This is a genomic window from Streptomyces sp. NBC_00019 (genome assembly GCF_045041015.1).
Classification (GTDB): Bacteria; Actinomycetota; Actinomycetes; order Streptomycetales; family Streptomycetaceae; genus Streptomyces.
Genome location: NZ_CP108302.1, coordinates 6,418,385 through 6,434,804 on the forward strand (window position 1 = coordinate 6,418,385; position 16,420 = coordinate 6,434,804).

Below are 16,420 nucleotides of genomic sequence, written 5' to 3' on the forward strand. Positions count from 1 at the left end.
CAGATGTGTCCCACGCCCGCCGGATCACGTCGGACCCCGCCCACCTGGGCGTCATCTGAGTAGTTCCGCTCATGACAATCGACCGTCCGGGGCGCCAGACTCTCGCCATGTCCCTCAGACGATCATTCGCCCTCGTCGGCGCCGCCCTCGTGGCGGTCAGTCTCACCGCATGCGGGAGTCAAAAAGGTGGGGCGGCCAATGGAGCCGGCGCCGCGCGGTCGGCCACTCCGACCTACTCCTATCCGCCCCCGCCGAAGTGCGCGCAGTCCACAGCGACGCCCACCGCCCTGCCTTCCTCCCCCTCACCCTCCGCCTCGAACACGGCCGGAGGACAGCAGGACGGACCTGTGGACGCTCCCCCCAACTACGCCGACAACCACGCGTACCGCATGCGGGCGCCCTTGAGTGCGGAGCAGCAGGCCAGTGGGCAGGCGTCGGCCGAGCTGATCCTCGCGGAGCTGGCGAAGGTCCGGAAGGAGGGCGGGTCGGGGGAGTTCGGTGTCTTCGGTGACGAACGGGTCGAGGCGGCGCTGGAGCGTGTCGGGTGCGGTGAGAAGCACGGGGTCTTCGTCGGGAACGGGTACTACGCCGTCTACACGGGCGTCGTGTGTGTCTCCGGACGGGTGACGAAGGACGAGCTGACCGGCGAGGTGCACGGCGTCTACGCCGAGCCCCAGCCCGGCGAAGGGCCCTGTGTCGAGAACCGGGGAGGTCACTGACGCCAGGGCCCTGCCGCGCGTCAGGCCGGCCGCACCACGCTGTGGATAGCCGACTCACCGTCGTAGTAGATGGACTCCTCGCGCACGTACGCCCCCGGCTTCGGCGCGTGGATCATCTTGCCGTTGCCGATATAGATGCCGACGTGGGTGACATCGTCGTAGAAGAAGACGAGGTCGCCGGGCTGGGCGTTGGCGAGGGTGACCGTGGTGCCGGCGTTCACCTGGTCGTAGGTGGTGCGAGGGAGGGAGATGCCGGCGGCGTTCCAGGCGGCCTGGGTGAGGCCGGAGCAGTCGTAGGAGTCGGGGCCGGTGGCGCCCCAGACGTACGGCTTGCCGACCTGTGAGCGGGCGAAGGCGAGGGCCTTCTCGGCCTTCGTGGCGTACGAGGAGTCCGAGGCCTCCGAGGACGACGACGAGCTGCTCGCCGACTCCTCGGCCGCGGCTGCTTCCTCCGCCGCCTTCTGCTCGGCCGCCTGCTGCTCCGCCAGCTCGGCGGCCTTGCGGGCGGCCTCCTCCTGCTTCTTCTTCTCGATCGCCGCGAGGCGCGCCTTCTCCTCGGCGGTCAGCTGAGACAGCAGCTCGCGCGCGGCGGACAGCTTCCGCTGGACGGTCGCCTTGGCGGTCTTCAGGTCGCTCTGCGAATCGGAGAGCGTCTCGAGGCTGTCGGTGGCCTCCTGGCGCTTCTTCATCGTCGCGGACTGCTCGGAGACGTAGTCGTCGACCGCGTCCTTCTGGCGGGACGTCATACGGCCCATCAGCTGCGTCTGGTCGAAGTAGTCCTGCGGGGAGTCCGCGAGCAGGAAGGTCGCGGTGTCGGGCGCGGAGGCGCCGGTGCGGTACTGGGCCGCGGCGAAGGTGCCGAGCTCCTCGCGGGCCTCGTTGAGCTTCTGGGTGCGCTGGGCGACGTCGTCGAGGAGGGTGTCGACCTCCTTGCGCTGCTTGGAGGTCTTCTCCTTGGCCGAGTTGTACTTCTCGGTCGCCGACTCCGCCTGGCGGTAGAGGTCGTCGACCTTCTTCTCGACTTCCTCGATGCTCGGCTTGTCATCGGTCGAGGGCGCGGCGGTGGCCGTCTGGGAGAGCAGGGCCACGGAGGTGAGGGCGGCCGTGGCGAGAGCGGGTGTGCGTATGCCGGCTACGCGCGTACCCGGGGGAGGCGACTTACGGTGCGACGCCAAGGTCGGCGACTCCTTCCATGCTCCGCCTACCGAGTTAGCTGTCGGGTTCGGGCGGGTGGTTCGGAAGGGTTGCCCTACGGCCGTTCCCGGTACGGGAGTCGGCCGATTCACCCCAAGTTCGGTGGGTCCCCGGTTCCGGGTGCGCGGCGGCGCTCCGGATTCGGCGGAGGCCGCGCGGCCCGGCGACGTTCGCCGGTGGGGGTCGTACGGCCTTCCGGCACGGTAGCCAACGGGTGTGGCCCCTGTGAAGGTTGATGTCCGATAGGCCCGATACATTTTCGTGACCTTAGGTCAGGACGGTGCTCGCGGTGGTGAGTACGGAGTGATCTGCAATGACTTATACGCATTTTGTGCGAAGTGGTGACGTCCGCCCGCTTCCGGCCGCGACGGCAGGAAGTGCCTCGGCAAGCTCGGGCGTGGTCGTCGACCCGTGTGACGGCAAGTTGTACGTCTCCACCTGGCCGGTCGCGGATCGTGACAGAACGGTGGCGGAGGGTGAGGAGGTCCCTGGTGGCCAGGTCCGGAAGATCCTCGGATTCTGAGGCGGCCTCCGCGGCCGCCGCCGAAAAGAGCCCATGTTCTCAGGGCGGCGGCGGGGTGTCAGTGGGGAGCCCTAGACTCGGAGAGCGATGAGCAGCCTCTTTGACGACAGTTTCCTGGCGGACCTCCAAGCCCCTAAGGGCCGCGAGGAAGAGCCCCCGCCGCCGCCCGAGGACGAGCACGTACCGGAACCCGTTCCGGACGACCTGTTCGGCGGCCGGTTCGACGTGCCGCCGGACCGGGACGCGTACTACCGCGACGGCGCCCCGCGCCCGGTCCTGGACGCGGCCGCGCTCATCGACGGGCTCAACGAGAACCAGCGCGCGGCCGTCGTCCACTCCGACACCCCGCTGCTCATCGTGGCCGGCGCCGGATCCGGCAAGACGCGGGTGCTCACCCACCGCATCGCCTACCTGCTGGCCGAGCGCAACGTCCACCCGGGCCAGATCCTCGCGATCACCTTCACCAACAAGGCCGCGGGCGAGATGAAGGAGCGCGTCGAGCAGCTCGTCGGCCCGCGGGCGAACGCGATGTGGGTGATGACGTTCCACAGCGCGTGCGTGCGGATCCTGCGGAGGGAATCCAAGAAGCTCGGCTTCACGTCGTCGTTCTCGATCTACGACGCGGCCGACTCCAAGCGTCTGATGGCCCTGGTCTGCCGTGACCTCGACCTCGACCCCAAGCGCTTCCCGCCCAAGTCCTTCAGTGCCAAGATCAGCAACCTCAAGAACGAGCTGATCGACGAGGAGGACTTCGCCGCCCAGGCCACCGACGGCTTCGAGAAGACCCTCGCCCAGGCCTACGCGATGTACCAGTCGCGGTTGCGGGAAGCCAACGCGCTCGACTTCGACGACCTGATCATGACCACGGTCAATCTGCTGCGCGCCTTCCCGGACGTCGCCGAGCACTACCACCGCCGCTTCCGGCATGTCCTCGTCGACGAGTACCAGGACACCAACCATGCCCAGTACGCGCTGGTCCGCGAGCTGGTGGGGACGAACGAGCACCCCGTCGACGTACCCCCGGCCGAGTTCGACCTCCCGCCCGCCGAACTGTGTGTCGTGGGTGACGCCGACCAGTCGATCTACGCCTTCCGCGGCGCGACGATCCGCAACATCCTCCAGTTCGAGGAGGACTACCCGAACGCGACGACGATCCTGCTGGAGCAGAACTACCGCTCCACACAGACGATCCTGTCCGCCGCCAACGCGGTCATCGAGCGCAACGAGTCCCGCCGCCCCAAGAACCTGTGGACCAACGCGGGCGCGGGCGCGCGCATCACCGGCTATGTCGCCGACACCGAGCACGACGAGGCGCAGTTCGTCGCCGAGGAGATAGACCGACTGACGGACTCGGGCGACGCGAAGGCCGGCGACGTCGCCGTCTTCTACCGGACCAACGCCCAGTCCCGGGTCTTCGAAGAGATCTTCATCCGCGTCGGCCTGCCCTACAAGGTCGTCGGCGGCGTCCGCTTCTACGAGCGCAAGGAGGTCCGGGACGTCCTGGCCTACCTGCGTGTCCTCGCCAACCCCGAGGACTCGGTGCCGCTGCGCCGCATCCTCAACGTCCCCAAGCGCGGCATCGGTGAGCGCGCCGAGGCGATGATCGACGCCCTGTCCCAGCGCGAGAAGATCAGCTTCCCGCAGGCGCTGAAGCGGGTCGACGAGGCGTACGGCATGGCCGCGCGGTCGACGAACGCCGTGAAGCGGTTCAACGCGCTGATGGAGGAGCTCCGTACGATCGTCGAGTCCGGCGCGGGCCCGGCGACCGTCCTGGAGGCGGTGCTCGAACGCACCGGCTATCTCGCCGAGTTGCAGGCCTCCACCGACCCGCAGGACGAGACCCGGATCGAGAACCTCCAGGAACTCGCCGCCGTGGCCCTGGAGTTCGAGCAGGAGTCCGGGGAAGCCGCGGAAGGTGAGGCGGCGGCTCCGGTCGGTCTCGCCGCGTTCCTTGAGCGGGTCGCGCTGGTCGCCGACTCCGACCAGATCCCCGACGAGGACGAGGACGGCTCCGGCGTCATCACCCTGATGACCCTGCACACCGCCAAGGGACTCGAGTTCCCGGTCGTCTTCCTGACCGGCATGGAGGACGGCGTCTTCCCGCACATGCGCTCCCTCGGCCAGACCAAGGAGCTGGAGGAGGAGCGGCGCCTGGCGTACGTCGGCATCACGCGCGCGCGGGAACGGCTGTATCTGACGCGGTCGGCGCTGCGCAGCGCGTGGGGGCAGCCTTCGTACAACCCGCCCTCGCGCTTCCTGTCGGAGATCCCGGAGCAGCACGTGGACTGGAAGCGGACGGGTGCCACCGCGCCGGTCTCCTCCGGCCCCGCGTCGGGGGTGGCCGCCTCCCTGTCCTCGTCCCGCTCCCGTTCCTCGGCGAGGGGCGCGTCCGGCTTCGCCACGAACCGCGCCTCCGACAAGCCGGTCGTCTCGCTGGCCGTCGGGGATCGGGTCACGCACGACCAGTTCGGGCTCGGCACGGTGACATCGGTGAAGGGCACGGGCGCGAACACCGAGGCCACGGTCGACTTCGGTGACACCAAGCCGAAGCGGCTGCTGCTGCGCTACGCGCCGGTGGAGAAGCTGTAAGGCTGTTCCATGAGTGAGCCCCCGCTGCTGTGAAGTGCGGGGGCTCTCAGGGAAGTTGTCGCTTACGTCGGGTCCAGCCCGTGGCTGCGCAGCCACGGAAGCGGGTCGATCGCCGAGCCGCCGGCCGGGCGCACCTCGAAGTGCAGGTGCGGTCCTGTGGAGTTGCCGGAGTTGCCGGAGTACGCGATCGGGTCGCCGGCCTTGACCGTCGTACCGGAGGCGACGCGGTAGCTGGAGAGGTGGCAGTACCACGTCTCCGTGCCGTCCTTCGCGGTCACGATCATCATGTTGCCGTAGGCGCTGTTCCACTGCGTCCGCACGATGCCGTCGGTCGCGGCCATCACCGTCGTGCCGTACGAGACCGGGAAGTCGATGCCGGTGTGCACGGACATCCAGTTGACGCCGGCCTGGCCGTAGTAGGCGCTGAGGCCGTGCTGAGCCACCGGGAGCGCGAACTTGGGACGCAGCCGCTCCTTGCGGGCCGCCTCTTCCGCCGCCTTCTTCTTCTCGGCCACCTGCTGGGCCTTGAGGTCGATGCGCTCCTGCGTACGGCTGGCCCGGTCGGCGAAGTCGTCGGCACCCGCGGAGAGGCTCGCGAGCTGGGTGTCCAACTTGTTGTTCGCGGCGGACGGCTTGACGGACTTGGTCGTCGCGTCGGACGCGGTCGTCGAGGTGTTCTTGTCGTCGCTCAGGCCACCGACGGAGGCGGCGGCGATCCCGGTGACACCCATGACGCATGCGGAGGGCACGGCGATCTTCATCAGTGCGGAGCGCTTGGGGGGCGTACGGCGGCGGGAACGGCCCGCGTTACGGGCGGCCATGCGTGAGCCCGGGGCGGGGGCGGCGTCCTCCTGATCGTCGAGGAGCGGGGCGACGTCGTCCTCGGAGAGGGCGGGCAGCTCGCCGGTGGCGCTCAACTCGGCGTCGTGCGCGGCCGGTTCTTCGTACGCGACCTGCTCGAACATCGCTGTCGACTGGTGGTCGACGGGCTCCTCGTGGGCCGGTGTGGTGCCGTCGGAGTTCCACTGCGTGGCGTCGTACGCGCCGGTGTCGAAGGCCTGCGTGCCCCATTCCCAGTGCTGGGTCTGGTCGGCGGTGCCCCCGGACTGGTCGGGCTGGAGCCAGGCGTTGGCGTCCCTCCCCCAGAGGGGGGACCCCCAGCCGCTCGCGTCGGGAGAGCCGGCCTGCGGGGGGATCACGGAGAGCTGCTGGTGCTCGCCGGTCCAGGCCGTCGTGTCGTACGCGCCGGTGTCGTAGGCGGCGTGGTGCTGGGCCGCGTACGCGTCGTAGTTCAGGGTCTGATGACTGTCCGTGGCCCACTGGTTGGCGTCGTACGACCCGGTGTTCTCACCGGGGAGACTGCCGAACAGGGGGTCCGCGTCGAAGTGCGCGGTGGTGTGGGCGCCCGTGTCATAACCGTAAGTGGCGTGGTCACCGTACTGAGCTTCCTGCGTGCCGTACGACGCGTAGTGCGCCGAGGCATCGGAAGCGGGAGTCGGGGTGGTCATGGTCCCCGACGGGTACGGATCGTTCACCAACTTCTCTTTCGCCTCGACAACAGGGGCTGCCAGAGCAGTGCGGTGACTGTACCCGCCGGTATGCGGGCGCGACAATCTTCAACGGGTTTCGCGCCTTCAGGAAACGGGCATTCGGCCGTGTTTCGGGGGACTGCGGACGCGAGTTTGGCCTTGTGTTCGAAGATTGTTCGATGTTGGACGGCTGTCCTGTGGCTGTCACGCCACTGTGAGACCGCCGGCATCGGCTGCGGCCGTGACTCCTGTCGGCGGGGTGTCGAGGGCCTGTCGTATCCCGGTCGCGACGGCCGGGTGCACAGGGAGGGCGAGATGGCCGATCCCGCTCACCTGGACGTTCTGCGCCATCAGGTCGGGATGGTCGATGCAGGCGGTCTCCAGCGGGTCCATCAGATGGTCGAGGTCGCTCCAGAAGCTCACGAACTGCGTACGGCAGCCGGGTGCGGGCCGGGTCAGCTCCTCGAGCACGTCCGAGCCGGGGCGCATCTGCCGCACGATCGGGTGCGCGTCCGCCAGCGGCACCACCCGGGTCCCGGAATGCGGGGTACCGAGTGTGACCAGGGTGCGCACCCGCAGGTCACCGCCGAGGCACTGTACGTAATACCGCGCTATCAGTCCGCCCAGGCTGTGCCCGACGACATCGACCTGCCTGCTGCCCGTGCGCTCGCAGATCTCCGCTATGTGCCGGCCGAGCAGCTCGGCCGCGGTGCGGATGTCGCACGTCAGCGGGGAGTAGTTGAGCGACTCGACCTGGCGGTGGCCGTGCTGGAGGAGGCTGCGGCGCAGCAGGACGAAGACCGAGCGGTTGTCGATGAAGCCGTGCAGCAGGACGACCGGCGGTTTGGCCTCCGTCGGCAGCTGGGCGGGGCCGTCCGGGGAAGGGAGCGGGGCGGCCGGCGCCCGGCGCTCCTGCAGGAGACCGGAGGGATAGAGGAGGAGGTGTCCGGCGAGGATCGCGATCTCCAGGGCTGTCGCCTTCAGGAGAGCCACGGACAGGCCCGCAATTCTGCTCGGGAGCAGCCGCTGGCAGAGCGGAAGAAAGGGCGCCGCTGCCCTGGTGACCTTCATGGCCGACCTCCTGTCGGCACACGTGAAGACAGCTCCGTCCCCCGTGTGCCCTCGTGGGAGGCCGCGGCGGAGGCGACCGAGGAGGCATGAGGAGGGCGCGTGGGGCGAGCGCGGCGAGCGGCGCGAGTGGAGCGTGGTGCTGCGCCGATGACCTGACGAGGCTCCCTGCCGGTGTGGCGACGAGGCTCCCCGCTGTCGTGCCTTACCTGCCCTACGTGCCCTTCGTGCCACCGTCGGCACGCCGCACCGCCACGGCGCGCGGCCCGCGGCGCGGTGGCACGGCGACCTCGTTGCGGCTCCCGTTGCGCTTGCTCCCGCTGCGGTACGAGAGCCGCGTACCGCTGCGGCCCGTGTGCCGCAAAGACTCGGAACGGTGCGCGGCGAACGTGTCCCACCGTGTGATTTCCCCCTCGGTCTCCGCCGCGAAACTGCCGGTTACGGGATGGTGGAGATAACGTTCGTTCACTTCCTCGCACAAGGTGGTGTGAGGACGTCCGTGCCGTATGGGCGCCGCGGCGGTGGCATACATGGCATGTTCGGTACTTGTCGGTACGGATGGATGTAGTCGCTTCATGGAGGCAGTGATGGGTGTGGCAGCCGGTCCTATCCGCGTCGTGGTGGCCAAGCCGGGACTCGACGGCCACGATCGCGGGGCCAAGGTGATCGCGCGGGCGCTGCGCGACGCCGGTATGGAGGTCATCTACACCGGGCTCCACCAGACGCCCGAGCAGATCGTCGACACCGCGATCCAGGAGGACGCCGACGCGATCGGCCTCTCCATCCTCTCCGGCGCCCACAACACGCTGTTCGCCGCCGTCATCGATCTGCTCAAGGAGCGGGACGCGGCGGACATCCTCGTCTTCGGCGGCGGGATCATTCCCGAGGCGGACATCGCCCCGCTGAAGGAGAAGGGGGTCGCGGAGATCTTCACCCCCGGGGCGACCACACAGGCGATCGTGGACTGGGTCCGGGCCAACGTGCAGCAGCCGGCCGGGGCATAGGCCGCTCCGAGACAGCGGGCCGGCGTGGCCGACGCCGGCCCGCTCCGTCAGACCGACCCCAACTCCTGCGCCATCGCCGCCCGCAACCGCAACGTCGTCACCAGCCGCTGGAACGCCTCCGCCCAGTACCCACCGGCCCCGGGGCTCGCATCCTCCGACTCGTCCGGCACCGCCAGCAGCCCGTCGAGCCGCCCCGCCTCGGACGGATCGAGACACCGCTCCGCCAGCCCCATCACTCCACTGAAACTCCATGGGTAACTCCCCGCGTCCCGCGCGATGTTGAGCGCGTCCACCACAGCCCGACCGAGCGGCCCCGCCCACGGCACCGCACACCCCCCGAGCAGCTGAAACGCCTCCGACAATCCGTGCGCCGAGATGAACCCGGCCACCCAGTCGGCCCGCTCGGCGGAGCCCAGCGTGCCGAGCAGCTTGGCGCGCTCGGCCAGGGACACCGCCCCGGGACCCCCGGCCTCGGGCGCCCCGGGTGCTCCCAGCAGCGCACGCGCCCAGGCCGCGTCCCGCTGCCGTACGGCCGCCCGGCACCACGCCGCGTGCAGCTCGGACCGCCAGTCGTCCGTCACCGGCAGCGCCACGATCTCCTGCGGCGAACGCCCACCGAGCCGCGCCGCCCACGTCCGCAGCGGTGCCGCCTCCACCAACTGGCCGAACCACCACGACCGTTCACCCCGTCCCGCCGGAGCCTTGAGTACTACACCGTCCCGCTCCATGCTCGCGTCGCACTCGAACGGCGCCTCGACGGTGATCGTCGGCGTCTCCCGCGTACGGTCCATGGCCACACACGCCGTCGCCCTGACCGCCATCCGCGCGGCGAGCGCGGAGCCCGGCAGGGCGGACAGCAACTCGGCGGCGGTCGCCCGGACGTTACGGCTCCGGTCGGCCAGCGCCTGCTCCAGGAACGGCTCGTCGTCGGCGCCGAGACCCGTCCGCAGCGAGTCGAGGAACATCAGACGGTCCTCGGCCCGCTCCGTCGCCCACGTCTTCGCCAGCAGCTCCCGTGCTGCGGCGGGCTCACGGGCGCGGATCGCGGCGAGCAGCGCGACCCGCTCCGCGAACAGGCCCTCCTGCCACAGCTGCCGGACCCGGTCCGTGTCCCGCGGGTGCGGCAGCGCCGGGTCCCCGCCCGGTGCCGCGCGCAGGGCGAACCGCCACTCCGGGTTCAGCCGGGCCAGCCACACGGCACGCGGCCCCGCGAACGCCAGCGCCGCCGGCCGCAGGTCCGTACGTCCCCGGGCCGCGTCCAGCAGCGCCGGCAGCACCTCGGGGGGTGCCGCGAAACCGCGGGCGTTCGCCGTCGCGAGCCACTGGGGCAGCAGTTCCATGAGGTCCGGGGCCGTGCCGCGGCGACCTCCGCCGCCCGTGCCCGGACGGTCGGCCAGCAGCATCGAGAGCCTGCGGGCCGCGGCGCCGGGCACGCCGGGGCGGGGATCCGCGGGCGCCGGTTCCGGCCGCGCCGCCGCCGGGGCGGGCCGCAGCCCGGCCCGCCGCCGTACGGTCTGCGTCGCCGCCGCGTCCAGCAGGGCGACGGGTGCCGCCCGGCCGGGCGCCGCGCCCGGTGGGGTGCGCCGATCGGTCCCGAGCAGGGCGGTGGTGACGAGTTCCTCCCAGACGTCCTGGGCGGGTGAATCCACAGGTGTGGACGTGCTGTTCATGCGGGTCCTTTCCGTGGAGTGCCGTGGCGTGTGGGGGAGGTGGGGCGGTGGGTGTGCCTGGTGGTGCGGGAGTGAGATCGGGAGGGGACGCCGGCGCAGGTGCGGGCCCTGGTGACGGTGCCGGTGTGGGCCGTGCGATGGCCGCGGGTGACGTGGGTGTTGTCGTCCGAGTCCGTGTGTGCCGTGCGGCTGGCGCGCGTGGCGTGGACGTTGGTGTCCGTATGTCCTCCGAGGTCGGTGCGGATGGAATCGGCGTCGGTGGTGCTGTGCTTGTGGTGTCGGTGATCGCGTACGTCTGTCGCGTCGCGTCGGCGCGGGTGCGCCACGCGGCTCGGTGCGGGCGCCTCGGGGGCCGCCGCACGCTCGGCCTGGAGCACCTGGAGCACCTGGAGCACCTGGGCGGCTGTGCGGCAGCGCGCCCCATGCTCCGGCCGGCTCAGTACAGCGCCACCCCCTCGCCCGCCCCCTCGGGCCAGGCCGTCAGCGGGGTGAAGCCGCGGTGGCCGCACTCGCCGAAGACCTTGACCGGGGCGCCGCCCGAGAGGGCGACCAGGCGCCACAGGCCCGGGCGGGAGCGGGCGGTGGGGGTGAGCGGCAGAGCCGTGTCGCCGTCGGCGTCCGCCAGTTGCCACGTGTCGCCGTCCGGGGTCGGGACGACCCGGTCGAGCGTCACCGGGACCGAGTCCAGCCACGGGTCGTCGCGCAGCGCCTCGCCGTAATGGGCTGCCGCCCGGGCCGTGGTCGTCCCCGGCGGGCGTATCGCCGAGGGCGCCGGCGGCGCGAACTGTCCGCCCAGCGCCGCCCGCACCTGCCCGGCACCCGGGTACGCGGACACCTCCGCCTCCAGCACCAGGCCGACCGGCAGGGCCAGTTCGGGGGCGCGGCCGGCGGCGCCGAAGGACAGGAGCAGGGCCATGCGCCCGGACTCGGCGCCGTGCAGCCAGATCCGGCGGGTCGTCAGCCGGGCGTCCGCCGTGTCGTACTGGGCGAGCACCAGCCAGCGGTCCCGCACCGCCGGCCCGTCCGCCGGGGCGGGGAGACCGATACGGGAACGGACCGTCGCCGCCAGACCCTCGGGCAGCCCCTCGCGCCGCAGCCAGCCCTGGTCCAGAAGGTGGAGGAGGGCGCACTCCTCCAGCAGCCGCACCGGCCAGCCGGGACCGGACGCCGGAATCGCCCCCAACTCCCGCACCCGGGCAGCGAGTCCGGGCGCCTGGGCATCGACCATGCGGGCCGCGGTCTCCTCCCACATCCCGTACCCCGCCTGCTCCGCGCCGGCGAGCCCGCCGCGCAGCAGATCCGCGAGACGCTGCTCCAGCTCCGTCGCCCCCGCGGTGACCAGCGTGGCCCGGCGCTCCGCCCTGCGCCTGGCCGCCTCCGGATCACCACTGCCACTGGCGGTCGCCGCGTCCTTCTTCTCCTCCGCCCGCTTCCTTCTCGCCTCCAGCCACTGCTCCGCCCAGTCCGGCGCCTCCCCCCGCGGCACCGCGCCGTCCTCGCCCGCCCAGAGCAGCAGCAGCCCGAGAGCGTGTTTGCACGGGAACTTGCGGCTCGGACAACTGCACTTGTACGCCGGCCCGGACACGTCCGCGATGTCGATGACCGTCTGATACGGCTTGCTGCCACTGCCCTTGCACTGCCCCCACACCGTCCCCTCGTCGGAACTCCCCGCCTCGGACCACGGCCCCGCCGCCCCGAGTTTGCTTCCCGCTTTGCGTGATGCGGCGTCAGGCGCCAGTGCCAGCACCTGGTCCGCGCTCCAGCGCACCCCCTGCTGAGTCATGTCATCGAAGGTAGATCCCACCACTGACAATCGGTCCGGCGAGCGCCCTCGCCTGCACGTTCTCGCAGGTCAGATCGTGTTGTCAGTGGCGTGGTGCAACGTGGGTGCCAGATCCGAACCGGCCGAGCTGGAGGGGGCTCTCAGCCATGTCTGTGTCCGTGGACGCGATGTCCGTCGAAGCATCCGCATCACCTGAGAACGAGCCGACCGAGGAGTTGCGTCCGCACGCCGAGGACGCCTTCGCCGCCGAACTCACCGCGCTGGCAGCCCAGGACGACCGCCCGCGCCCCGCCCGCTGGAAGCTGTCCCCGTGGGCGGTGGCGACGTACCTGCTCGGCGGCACGCTTCCCGACGGCACGGTGATCACACCGAAGTACGTGGGGCCGCGCCGCCTCGTCGAGGTCGCCGTCACCACACTCGCCACCGACCGCGCCCTGCTTCTGCTCGGCGTGCCCGGCACCGCGAAGACCTGGGTGTCCGAGCACCTGGCCGCGGCGGTCAGCGGCGACTCGACCCTGCTGGTGCAGGGCACGGCCGGCACACCGGAGGAGGCGATCCGGTACGGCTGGAACTACGCGCAGCTGCTCGCCAACGGCCCCAGCCGTGACGCGCTGGTGTCCAGCCCGGTGATGCGGGCCATGGCGGAGGGGATGACGGCACGGGTGGAGGAGCTGACGCGCATCCCCGCCGACGTGCAGGACACGCTCATCACGATCCTCTCCGAGAAGACGCTGCCGATACCGGAGTTGGGGCAGGAGGTGCAGGCCGTCCGCGGCTTCAACCTCATCGCCACGGCCAACGACCGGGACCGCGGGGTCAACGACCTCTCCAGCGCCCTGCGCCGCCGTTTCAACACGGTCGTGCTGCCGCTGCCGGACAGCGTCGAGGCCGAGGTCGACATCGTCTCGCGGCGCGTCGACCAGATCGGCCGCTCCCTAGACCTGCCGGCCGTACCCGAGGGGGTCGACGAGATCCGCCGGGTGGTGACCGTCTTCCGCGAACTGCGCGACGGGATCACGTCCGACGGCCGTACGAAGGTCAAGTCGCCCAGCGGCACGCTGTCGACGGCGGAGGCGATCTCCGTCGTCACCAACGGGCTTGCCCTCGCTGCCCACTTCGGCGACGGCGTGCTCCGGGCCGGCGACGTCGCCGCGGGCATCCTCGGCGCCGTGGTCCGAGATCCGGCGGCCGACCGTGTCATCTGGCAGGAGTACCTGGAGGCGGTCGTCCGGGAACGCGACGACTGGAAGGACTTCTACCGCGCCTGTCGGGAGGTGAGTGCGTGAGCGGGGACGACCTGGGGTGGGGCCGCCCCGGTGGAGGCCAGGGCTCGGGCGGCTCCGGGGGATCGGGAGGCTCGGGCGGGAGTCAGGGGTCGGGTGGCTCGGTGTTCATGGCGTGCGGGGGCGTCGGGGGTGTGGTGCGGCGGCGGTCAGGGCCTGGTGGCCGGTGATCGGTGGTCGGTGGTTCTGGAGGGGAGGGGGACGGTGTGACAGGAAGTGAGAGGGACGGGAGTGGGGCGGCCGTGAGCGACGGGAGCGAGCCGGCCGCATACGCCGGGAGCGGGGCAGTCGCGGGTGATGGGGGCGGGGCAGCCGTTGGCAAGGAGCCGCTGCTGCTCGGTGTCCGGCATCACGGGCCGGGTTCCGCGCGGGCCGTGCGGGCGGCGCTGGAGGCGGCCCGGCCGCGGGTCGTTCTGATCGAGGGCCCGCCGGAGGCCGACGCCCTGATCCCGCTGGCCGCCGAGGAGGACATGCGGCCGCCGGTCGCTCTCCTCGCCCACGCCGTCGACGAGCCGGGCCGCTCGGCGTTCTGGCCGCTCGCCGAGTTCTCCCCGGAGTGGGTGGCGATCCGCTGGGCTCTGGAGCACGAAGTCCCGGCGAGGTTCATCGACTTGCCTGCGACGCACTCGTTGGCGTGGGAGGAGGGTCGGGCCGACGAGGCAGTGGGGGAGACGGCCGACCCTCCCGGCTCCGGAACGGCTCCCGACTCCCGGGCGGAGGCGGGTGACGGTGTCCCCGATCCGGAGATCACCCACACCGAACTCCGGATCGACCCCCTCGCCGTGCTCGCCGAAACCGCCGGTTACGACGACCCCGAGCGGTGGTGGGAGGACGTCGTCGAGCACCAGGGGGCCGGTGCCGGGGATGTGTTCGCGCCGTTCGTCGTGGTGGAGGAGGCCATGGGGGCGTTGCGGGAGGTGTACGGGAGTGGGGGCCATGAGCGGGATCTCGTGCGGGAGGCGTATATGCGGCTCCAAGTGCGGGCGGCTCAGCGGGAGTTCGGGGGCGGGGTGGTCGTGGTGTGCGGGGCGTGGCACGTGCCCGCGCTGCGGGAGAGGACGGCCGTCGCCGCCGACCGGGCACTGGTGAAGGGGCTGCCCAAGGTCAAGGCGGACATGACGTGGGTGCCGTGGACGTATCGGCGGCTGGCCCGGGTCAGTGGATACGGGGCCGGTGTCGACTCGCCGGGTTGGTACGGGCATCTGTTCGGCGCGGCGGACCGTCCGGTGGAGCGGTGGATGACCAAGGTGGCGGGGCTGCTGCGGGAGGAGGACCGGATCGTCTCGCCGGCCCATGTCATCGAGGCGGTGCGGCTCGCGCAGACGCTCGCGGCGATGCGCGGCCGCCCGCTGGCGGGGCTGAGCGAGACGACCGACGCGGTGCGGGCGGTGATGTGCGAGGGCTCGGACGTACCGCTGTCGCTGGTGCACGATCGGCTGGTCGTGGGGGACGTGCTGGGGGAGGTGCCGCAGGCGGCGCCCGCGGTGCCGTTGCAGCGGGATCTCGACCGGACGCAGCGTCGGCTGCGGCTCAAGCCGGAGGCGCTGGAGCGGGAGTTGGAGCTCGACCTGCGCAAGGAGACCGACGCGGGGCGCAGCAGGCTGCTGCACCGGCTGCGGCTGCTGCGCGTCGGGTGGGGCGAGCCGGTGGTGTCGCGGGGGAGTACGGGGACGTTCCGGGAGACGTGGCGGCTGCGGTGGGAGCCCGAGCTGTCCGTGCGGGTCGCGGAGGCCGGTGTGTGGGGGACGACCGTGCTCGCCGCGGCGACCGCCAAGGCGCAGGCGGACGCCGTCACCGCGCAGAGCCTTGCCGATGTCACCGCACTCGCCGAGCGCTGCCTCCTGGCCGAACTGCCGGAAGCGCTCCCGGTGGTGATGCAGGTACTCGCCGACCGCGCCGCGCTCGACGCCGACGTCGGCCACCTCGCCCAGGCCCTGCCCGCCCTGGTCCGCTCCCTGCGCTACGGCGACGTGCGCGGCACGGACACCCACGCCCTGACAGAGGTCGCCGCGGGCCTCGCCGAACGGGTCTTCGTCGGCCTTCCCCCGGCTTGCGCCGCGCTCGACGCGGACGCGGCCGAGGAGATGCGGCGGCATGTGGACGCGGTGCACGGGGCGGTCGGGCTGCTGGGGGATGTGCTGGCGGCGGGGACGCCCGACGGCAGTGCCCCCGCGCATGCCGCCGTGCCGCCCGTGGAGAACCCCCTGCGCGGAGCCCCCGACTCACCCCACCGCGACCTTCGCCCCCGCTGGCGGTCCGTGCTGCGAGTGCTCTCGGGCCGGGACACCGTGCCCGGTGTCATCCGGGGACGGGCCGTGCGGTTGTTGCTGGACGACGGGGAGTTGGGGCAGGACGAGGCGGCCCGGCTCATGGGGCTCGTGCTGTCGCCGGGGACGCCGCCGGCGGACGCGGCCGCGTGGATCGAGGGATTCGTCGGCGGCGGTGCCGGGGGCGGAATGCTGCTCGTGCACGACGAGCGGTTGCTCGGGCTGGTCGACGCCTGGCTGACCGGCGTGCCGGCGGAGGCGTTCACGGATGTGCTGCCGCTGCTGCGGCGGACCTTCTCGGCGTACGAGCCGGGGGTGCGGCGGACGCTCGGCGAGCTGGTCCGGCGGGGGCCGGGCGAGCGGGGGAGCGTGGCGGGCGGCGGCGCCGGCATGCCCGGTTTCGCGGCCGATCTCGATACGGCGCGTGCGGACGCGGTGCTGCCGGTGGTGCGGCTGCTGCTGGGGCTGGACGGCGACCCCGCGGGCGGCGACCCCGTGGGCGCCGACGACAACGACCTTGTGGGGGTGGGGCGATGACGACCGACGGGCCGGGCGAGCCGAGGAGGCCCGCGGAGGCGACGGACGTCCTCAGCGACGGGCAAGGGTCCCTGGCGACAGATGCCCCGACGGCGACCGTGAGAGTGATCCCACTCTGGGCACGGCCCCGGACGGCAGGGCCTGCGACGGCACGGCTTGTGACTGCGGCGCCTGCTCCGGCAGCGCAGCCCGCAGCAGGCTCTCCTTCGGCGACGCGGCCCGCGACAGGGAAGTCCGCGACGGGGCTGCCTTCC

The 16,420-nt window shown here is 71.8% G+C and carries 11 protein-coding genes and 1 riboswitch; of the genes, 5 read left to right on the plus strand and 6 right to left on the minus strand.

The window, feature by feature from the left end; translation table 11 throughout:
- Nucleotides 1–347 precede the first annotated feature (347 nt).
- Nucleotides 348–719 carry a hypothetical protein gene (locus tag OHU89_RS30440; RefSeq protein ID WP_405647544.1) on the plus strand — a complete coding sequence of 124 codons (372 nt, stop codon included), beginning with the start codon at nucleotides 348–350 and terminating at the stop codon, nucleotides 717–719.
- A gap of 20 nt (nucleotides 720–739) precedes the next feature.
- Here OHU89_RS30440 and OHU89_RS30445 read toward each other — a convergent pair whose 3' ends face one another.
- The gene (locus OHU89_RS30445; protein ID WP_405647546.1) at nucleotides 740–1,894 is read right to left on the minus strand and encodes an NlpC/P60 family protein; all 1,155 of its coding nucleotides are present in this window, start codon (nucleotides 1,892–1,894) and stop codon (nucleotides 740–742) included.
- Between the two features lie 8 nt (nucleotides 1,895–1,902).
- Nucleotides 1,903–2,070: riboswitch (cyclic di-AMP (ydaO/yuaA leader) on the minus strand.
- A gap of 453 nt (nucleotides 2,071–2,523) precedes the next feature.
- Here OHU89_RS30445 and pcrA point away from each other — a divergent pair.
- Nucleotides 2,524–5,025, plus strand: a complete 2,502-nt coding sequence (pcrA, locus tag OHU89_RS30450) for a DNA helicase PcrA (RefSeq protein ID WP_405647548.1) — start codon at nucleotides 2,524–2,526, stop codon at nucleotides 5,023–5,025.
- Nucleotides 5,026–5,087: 62 nt separating this feature from the next.
- Here the strand turns inward: pcrA and OHU89_RS30455 are convergent, their stop codons facing one another.
- Nucleotides 5,088–6,533, minus strand: coding sequence for a M23 family metallopeptidase (locus tag OHU89_RS30455; RefSeq protein WP_405654711.1), 1,446 nt, complete (start codon nucleotides 6,531–6,533; stop codon nucleotides 5,088–5,090).
- 225 nt (nucleotides 6,534–6,758) lie between these two features.
- The gene (locus OHU89_RS30460) at nucleotides 6,759–7,625 is read right to left on the minus strand and encodes an esterase/lipase family protein (protein WP_405647550.1); all 867 of its coding nucleotides are present in this window, start codon (nucleotides 7,623–7,625) and stop codon (nucleotides 6,759–6,761) included.
- Nucleotides 7,626–8,209: 584 nt separating this feature from the next.
- Between OHU89_RS30460 and OHU89_RS30465 the strand changes: the two genes are divergently transcribed.
- Entirely contained in the window at nucleotides 8,210–8,626 is a 417-nt protein-coding gene (locus OHU89_RS30465) for a cobalamin B12-binding domain-containing protein (protein ID WP_046261573.1), read from the plus strand.
- Between the two features lie 47 nt (nucleotides 8,627–8,673).
- Here the strand turns inward: OHU89_RS30465 and OHU89_RS30470 are convergent, their stop codons facing one another.
- The 3 genes from OHU89_RS30470 to OHU89_RS30480 are packed head-to-tail and all read right to left on the minus strand — an operon-like array spanning nucleotide 8,674 to nucleotide 12,079.
- Nucleotides 8,674–10,296, minus strand: a complete 1,623-nt coding sequence (locus OHU89_RS30470) for a DUF5691 domain-containing protein (RefSeq protein WP_405647552.1) — start codon at nucleotides 10,294–10,296, stop codon at nucleotides 8,674–8,676.
- The gene (locus OHU89_RS30475; protein ID WP_405647554.1) at nucleotides 10,293–10,691 is read right to left on the minus strand and encodes a hypothetical protein; all 399 of its coding nucleotides are present in this window, start codon (nucleotides 10,689–10,691) and stop codon (nucleotides 10,293–10,295) included. Before OHU89_RS30475 ends, OHU89_RS30470 begins: the two co-directional genes overlap by 4 nt.
- Before the next feature lie 41 nt (nucleotides 10,692–10,732).
- Nucleotides 10,733–12,079, minus strand: a complete 1,347-nt coding sequence (locus tag OHU89_RS30480) for an SWIM zinc finger family protein (RefSeq protein ID WP_405647555.1) — start codon at nucleotides 12,077–12,079, stop codon at nucleotides 10,733–10,735.
- A gap of 146 nt (nucleotides 12,080–12,225) precedes the next feature.
- On the opposite strand from OHU89_RS30480, the gene OHU89_RS30485 reads away from it, so the two are divergent.
- The gene (locus OHU89_RS30485; RefSeq protein ID WP_405647558.1) at nucleotides 12,226–13,365 is read left to right on the plus strand and encodes an AAA family ATPase; all 1,140 of its coding nucleotides are present in this window, start codon (nucleotides 12,226–12,228) and stop codon (nucleotides 13,363–13,365) included.
- A gap of 326 nt (nucleotides 13,366–13,691) precedes the next feature.
- Nucleotides 13,692–16,166, plus strand: coding sequence for a DUF5682 family protein (locus OHU89_RS30490; RefSeq protein ID WP_405654713.1), 2,475 nt, complete (start codon nucleotides 13,692–13,694; stop codon nucleotides 16,164–16,166).
- The last annotated feature ends 254 nt before the right edge of the window (nucleotides 16,167–16,420 follow it).